Origin of the sequence: Pseudoalteromonas sp. P1-13-1a (assembly GCF_001401875.1) — a bacterium.
In the GTDB taxonomy this organism is placed as follows: Bacteria; Pseudomonadota; Gammaproteobacteria; order Enterobacterales; family Alteromonadaceae; genus Pseudoalteromonas.
In genome coordinates this window covers 1-5,878 of sequence record NZ_LKDV01000060.1, presented here as the reverse complement: position 1 = coordinate 5,878, position 5,878 = coordinate 1, and the positions used below count along the sequence as shown (strand labels likewise).

Below are 5,878 nucleotides of genomic sequence, written 5' to 3'. Positions count from 1 at the left end.
TATGCTTTAGTTCAGTTCACCCTTACAACCGCAGATATTAACCATTAAAGGAGATGTTACACTTTTAAGTATGCATAACAATAAATTTTGATCAGAAATGTGTCTTTTCAAGCAGTTTATAGCCTGCAATAAAGCTAAAGATTGATCATTTTGAAGCACATCGCTATCAGCTAGCCCCTAGGAATTACAATAAAGTTTGATCAATTTCTGGAAAACTATTGGACAAAAGTAAGTTTGGCTTGTGGGGCGAAATCTACCCATCATAAAGTTTTTCATCTCCCAAACAGCAGAAAGGCACCACTTCAGGTGATGCCGCTCGTAAACGAAACCGGACAATAGATTGGACAATAGCTTCCATCTCTGATCCTCGGTGTCAGATTCACTTTATGCAAAGTATTGTCAATCAAGATAAACTCAATACGTTATTTTCAATAACCTACAATCAATGACAAACTCAAGAAACATTGGACTAATCTGCCCAGTTTTTGACCTTATTTGACAAGTGCCAATGCACAACTTATTACTATTATCTCGTCCATCTAATCAATGATGGGAATCGTAATGAAAACAATATCAATCAATTCAAAAAATTTAGCCCGTGCAACCTTCGTATGGCTCGCGATATTTACCGTTTATGAAATTGTAGACAGCCTCATGTGGATGACACAGACTTCTACAATGTTTTTAGCTCACCCTGCATTAGGAAAATTTTCCGGTTATGATGCAGCTATGATGGGAGACGGTTCACTACAACGTTTACCAATAATTGTTGGCAAATGGATTGGTATGGCGAAGTTCTTTTTAACCGGAGCGCTACTTACCGTGCTCATTTTTGGTAATAATAAAGCAAGAGGATTTCTGTTTGCGTGGAGTTTTATATGTCTGATGATTATGAGTGCCGCACTGTACCCAACACTTGATCATATTGCAGTGCAGTACCCCGAAGACTTCTCTAATGGTTTTTCAAAAATGTGGACACTTGAGACCTTGGTTGGTGTGTTTAGTGGTATCTTTTGCGTAGTTGCGATTGCTTCAGAAGTTCTTGCTCAGCAGGGAAAATTACAACATTAAAAATACCCATCATTACTTTAGTTACAAGATGAATCTATTAGTCAGTAAGCCGAGTGAGTAGATATCTTTAATCTGCTTTATCCTAATCGTAGTGTTATGAACGGTGCCTTAAAAATGAAAACAATCAAATATAATGGACGTGTTGTTTTTCAAAAACAAGATATCCCCAGTTTCAAGCGTATGCCGCGTGTGTTTGTAGACAGTGAAGCCTGTTTTGCGTTTGTTACGAATGGTAATTTTAACGTCAGGGAGCAGACAGAATCTGTTTCATTGAACAAAAACTGCGGAGTACTAGCAAAATGCACCAACTACTTTTATGAAAATACCAGCTACCATAATGATGAAGGTGTAGGTGAAGCAATTGGCATCTTGCTTTACCCTGAAATATTTCAGTCACTGTTTAACTTTGATATTAGCCAGTCAAACTACAGGGTTGATTATAATATTATGCAGGTTGAAGTGGATAGATTGCTTGAGCACTATCGCGACAGCATTAGCATATTGCTAGACTCTCCAGAGTTGGCGGATGATTTGCTTATCGAGAGTAAGCTACGTGAATTTGTCATTCTTATGGCGAAAAGAACCAATGCCCCGTCTGAACTCGATTTTCTTGCTTCCATGTTTAAACCTAATTTTGCTAAATTTGAAGATATTATCCAAAGTAATCTGTATGCGGATCTGAGTGTGAATGAGTTGGCGGCATTGTGTCATATGAGTGTTTCTACCTTTAAACGTAAGTTTAAAGAGGTGTATTCAGAACCACCAATGAAATACATTACCAAATTAAAAATCAACAAAGCTAAGGTGTTACTGAAAGATAATAACTTACGTATCTCTGACATCGTTTTTGAAACGGGTTTCGAATCGATTTCCACCTTTAACCGTACCTTCAAAGGACAAACCGGTCTATCTCCTTCTGAATTTCGTTTAGCTTGACAACCACACTTATCCCTTCTATTCAGATTATGATTGGCTCGTTTGAGCTAATCTGAGCAATATTTGAACTTTTCTGAAGAGCCTACCTTCTCTGATTTCCATATAATTACCCCATCAATTAAACACAGATAAAGGTAACGAATTATGGGTATCAGCTTTAAAGAAAAATATGGCGATTGGGCTCTTATCACAGGTGCAACGTCTGGCATCGGTGCTGAAATGGCCAGCCAGATTGCAGCAAAGGGATTAAATATTGTTTTGGTTGCTCGTCGAGAAAAAGAACTTGAAGAGCACGCAGCATTGCTTGCGGATCGTTATGGAATTAAAACAATGATTGTTTCAGCAGATTTAGCTACTACTGAAGGGGTTGAAAAAGTTAAGCAGGTGAAGCAAGAAATAGGTTTGTTGGTACTCGCAGCAGGTGTTGAAATAAATGGTTCATTTGCTAAGACATCGTTAGCTAAAGAATTACAGATGGTGCAGCTTAATGTTACCTCGGTATTGCAACTGACTCACCACTTTACACCCGCTATGGTGGAAAGAAAACGCGGTGGCATTCTAATGGTTTCAAGCCTTTCAGGTCATATGGTTTCTCCATATTTTTCAAATTATGCAGGTACCAAAGCCTATGTTCTTCAGCTGGGGGCATCTCTTCATGGCGAGCTTAAGCCCAAGGGTATTGATGTAACCGTTCTTTCTCCGGGGCTAACTAGCACTCCGATGACTGCGGACAATGGTGTTGATTGGGCCAAATTACCGATGGTTGCAAAAGACCCTGCGGAAGTAGCAGAAATTGCTATCAAAGGTCTAGGTAAAAAAGCGGTTGTGGTTCCCGGTAAACGAAATCGAATGACTGCTATTCTTTCTGGAATAATTCCCCACCAAAAGCAGGCCACGATGGGTGAGTCAATGATTGGCAAAGCAATGCCTAAGAACAAAATGTAAAACTCAACTACTTAAAACTTAACTTAAAGAAAAGGTAAAACAATGATTAAAGCATACGTACTGTACCCAAATAAAGATGATGTTATTTTTGATTTTGATTACTACTGCAACAAACATGTTCCTATGATCGGAGAGCTGTTGGGAGAGGCCGTAAAAGGGGCAACTGTCGATGCAGGGGTTGCCAGTGTAGTTCCCGGCGAAGCTGCGCCATATGTGGCAATCAGTACCATTTCATTTGAATCTTTAGAGTCATTTCAAACTGCTTTTGGCCCAAATGCAGAAAAGATAAAAACCGATGTTCCAAACTTTACTAATACCGCTCCGACAATCCAGCTTTGCGAGCAAAAATATAAACCGTCAGTTTTCAAATGTGAAAATAAGCAGGATACGAATAGCCAATAAATTTGGGTTCTGCTTAAAGTTATTTTGGTAAAACAAATCAAAGGCGAAAGTCATGGGAGTATTGGGAATAAATATGAGCAAGAAGATCAAATTAGATATTGTCTCAGATGTGGTTTGTCCTTGGTGCATTATCGGTTATAAGCGTTTAGATGCCGCCATAAAAGAGCTTGGTATGGAAGATAACATTAAGATTGAGTGGCAACCGTTTCAGCTAAATCCAGATATGCCACCTGAAGGTGAAGACTTACGTGCCCACCTCAAAAGAAAGTACGGCACCACACTGGAAGATAGTATTCGTTTCAGAAAAGAGATGGCAGAGCTTGGAGAAGAAGTTGGATTTAAATTCGACTACTTTGACGGACTAAAAGCGGTAAATACGCTTGATGCTCATATTCTTCTAGAATACGCAAAAAGTGTAGGTAAGCAAACCGAGCTTAAAAATAGATTATTTGCTTCGTTTTACAGCGAGCAAAAAGATATATCCAACAAAAGTATCCTCGAACAAGAGCTGCAAAGTGTGGGTCTCAATGTTGACGACGCAATGGCATGTCTTGATGACGATATTCTGCGAAATCATGTCCGAGCGCAGGAACAACAATGGAAACAAACGGGTATATCAGGAGTTCCAACGATTGTATTCAATCGTGAGAGTGCTATATCTGGAGCCCAATCAGTGGATACGTATAAGCAAGTATTAACTGAATTAGCTAAGGCTGTAGTGGTCAACTAATTTTGGCCACAGTTTTAGAATATTGATATCTAATCTCAGATTCATTCGGCGCTAAACCAGCATTTTAATGATGTGGTCTAACATTATTGTAATATCCGTTGATATAATCACTCACACTATATTTAGCGTCTCTAAAGTTTTCATATCCAACTTTTGGCATCCATTCCGTTTTAAAGCTTCTAAAAAATCGTTCCATTGGCGCATTATCCCAACAATTTCCGCGCCTGCTCATACTTTGTTTGATTTTATAGCGCCATAAACGTTGGCGATATTTTAAACTGGTATAGTGACTACCCTGGTCTGAATGAAACATCAGTCCTGTCGGTTTTCCTCTGCTTTCATACGCGAGTTCAAGCGCTTTTAGCGTTAAATTAGTATCTGGCGACAACGATATGGCCCAGCCAACTACTTTACGTGCAAATAAATCAATAATAACGACTAAATAAGCCCAGCGATTGCCTACCCAAATATACGTCACATCACCGCACCACACGGTATCTGGCTCAACAACATCAAATTGTCTATCAAGCAGGTTTGGAATTTCAAGGTGTTCATTACCACCGCGTTTATATGAATGTTGAGGTACTTGGCAGCTTTCAAGCTTTAATTTAACCATTAGCTTAGCTGCACGATAACGACTCAATTCAAAATCATTGTTCGTTGCTATTGCCGCGATTGTCCGCGCCCCAGCTGAACCGCCACTCATTGCATGTATTGCCTTTACTTCCGCTTCTAACCTTACTTGCTCAGGTGTTGGCGTCGTATCCCGTATGGCCCAATATTTATAGCTGCTGCGATGTACATTAAATACGCTACACAACACGTTAATTGGGTAACGCTCTCGTTGATTTAATTTCTCAATTAACGAGAATTGTTCAGGGAGTCGGACATCAAGAGAGCGGTAGCCTTTTTTAATATATCCTTTTCTAATTCAATGCGTTGTATTTGCTTTTTAAGTTCGCGGATTTCAATTTGTTCGGGTGTCATTGGTGAAGCCAATGGTGACTGGCCATTTCGTTCTTGCTTTAATTGTGTGACCCATTTACTTACAGTTGATTTACCAACACCCATAGCCTTGGCTGCATCTTCTTGCGTGTAGCCTTGATCAACCACAAGCTGTGCTGTTTCTAATTTGATTGCCGCAGAATACGTTGCGCGTTTTAATTTCGTCATTTTTTTACCCAAATTTGTATGCTTATTAGCATAACATTTCTTTCTTAATGGGTGGCCAAATTAACTATGCCACTACATACCTAGCTGGCGGCAAATAATTAAAGAGTCAGCGAGAGGAATTGGAAACTGCTCTCGAATGTCGATGACCTCTTTACACCAATCGAACACCAAAAATGCGGCAAGCTCATTTCCAGAGAAAAAGTGATGAACTCGGCCAACAGTAGCACTTTTAACACGAACGCTTTCGACAGAACTGCTGAACTCTCCGACTTTAATGAAAGAAACATAGTCCTTTCCCGTCCCTTCGCCTCGTTTTTCATCTAAACGCTTTTGGTCTTTCTTATTGAGTGGCTTATCTGCATCTGACATAAAAAACCTCCGACTAAGCTAAACTTAGCAGGAGGTTAAAAATGTTCAATATTTATTGTATATGATCAGACATTATTGTAACTGATCAAACTTTATTGTTATGCATACTTAAAAGTGTAACATCTCCTTTAATGGTTAATATCTGCGGTTGTAAGGGTGAACTGAACTAAAGCATAGTTCTTATAGAGGTAGTACTTTCTGTGCTGATTGGAATCTAACAGAGGCGATGTTGCCAAACTCATTTCTGCCCCA

At 39.4% G+C, this 5,878-nt stretch carries 6 protein-coding genes and 1 pseudogene; 5 read left to right on the top strand and 2 right to left on the bottom strand.

The window, feature by feature from the left end; genetic code table 11:
- Positions 1-561 precede the first annotated feature (561 nt).
- The 5 genes from AN391_RS19580 (at position 562) to AN391_RS19560 (ending at position 4,084) form a co-directional block, all read left to right on the top strand.
- A complete protein-coding gene (locus AN391_RS19580) occupies positions 562-1,071 on the top strand; it encodes a hypothetical protein (RefSeq protein WP_055016939.1) in 510 nt (169 codons plus the stop codon).
- A gap of 114 nt (positions 1,072-1,185) precedes the next feature.
- Entirely contained in the window at positions 1,186-2,007 is an 822-nt protein-coding gene (locus AN391_RS19575; RefSeq protein ID WP_235576507.1) for an AraC family transcriptional regulator, read from the top strand.
- A gap of 144 nt (positions 2,008-2,151) precedes the next feature.
- Positions 2,152-2,952 (top strand): SDR family oxidoreductase, encoded by an 801-nt coding sequence (locus AN391_RS19570; protein WP_055016937.1) that lies wholly within the window; start codon positions 2,152-2,154, stop codon positions 2,950-2,952.
- 42 nt (positions 2,953-2,994) lie between these two features.
- Entirely contained in the window at positions 2,995-3,354 is a 360-nt protein-coding gene (locus AN391_RS19565; RefSeq protein WP_055016936.1) for an EthD family reductase, read from the top strand.
- A 73-nt stretch (positions 3,355-3,427) separates the two neighbouring features.
- Positions 3,428-4,084: a DsbA family oxidoreductase gene (locus tag AN391_RS19560; protein WP_055016940.1), complete on the top strand. Its 657-nt coding sequence runs from the start codon at positions 3,428-3,430 to the stop codon at positions 4,082-4,084.
- Here AN391_RS19560 and AN391_RS19555 read toward each other — a convergent pair.
- Positions 4,077-5,257, bottom strand: a pseudogene (locus tag AN391_RS19555) (IS3 family transposase). The gene AN391_RS19560 and the pseudogene AN391_RS19555 sit on opposite strands and share 8 nt — an antisense overlap.
- A gap of 72 nt (positions 5,258-5,329) precedes the next feature.
- The gene (locus AN391_RS19545; protein ID WP_200910106.1) at positions 5,330-5,626 is read right to left on the bottom strand and encodes a hypothetical protein; all 297 of its coding nucleotides are present in this window, start codon (positions 5,624-5,626) and stop codon (positions 5,330-5,332) included.
- Between the last annotated feature and the right edge of the window lie 252 nt (positions 5,627-5,878).

Excerpts from the sequence above, each read along its gene's own strand:
- AN391_RS19565 (WP_055016936.1), top strand. The coding sequence starts at position 2,995 with ATGATTAAAGCATACGTACTGTACCCAAATAAAGATGATGTTATTTTT.
- AN391_RS19570 (WP_055016937.1), top strand. The coding sequence starts at position 2,152 with ATGGGTATCAGCTTTAAAGAAAAATATGGCGATTGGGCTCTTATCACA.
- AN391_RS19575 (WP_235576507.1), top strand. The coding sequence starts at position 1,186 with ATGAAAACAATCAAATATAATGGACGTGTTGTTTTTCAAAAACAAGAT.
- AN391_RS19545 (WP_200910106.1), bottom strand. The coding sequence starts at position 5,626 with ATGTCAGATGCAGATAAGCCACTCAATAAGAAAGACCAAAAGCGTTTA.
- AN391_RS19580 (WP_055016939.1), top strand. The coding sequence starts at position 562 with ATGAAAACAATATCAATCAATTCAAAAAATTTAGCCCGTGCAACCTTC.
- AN391_RS19560 (WP_055016940.1), top strand. The coding sequence starts at position 3,428 with ATGAGCAAGAAGATCAAATTAGATATTGTCTCAGATGTGGTTTGTCCT.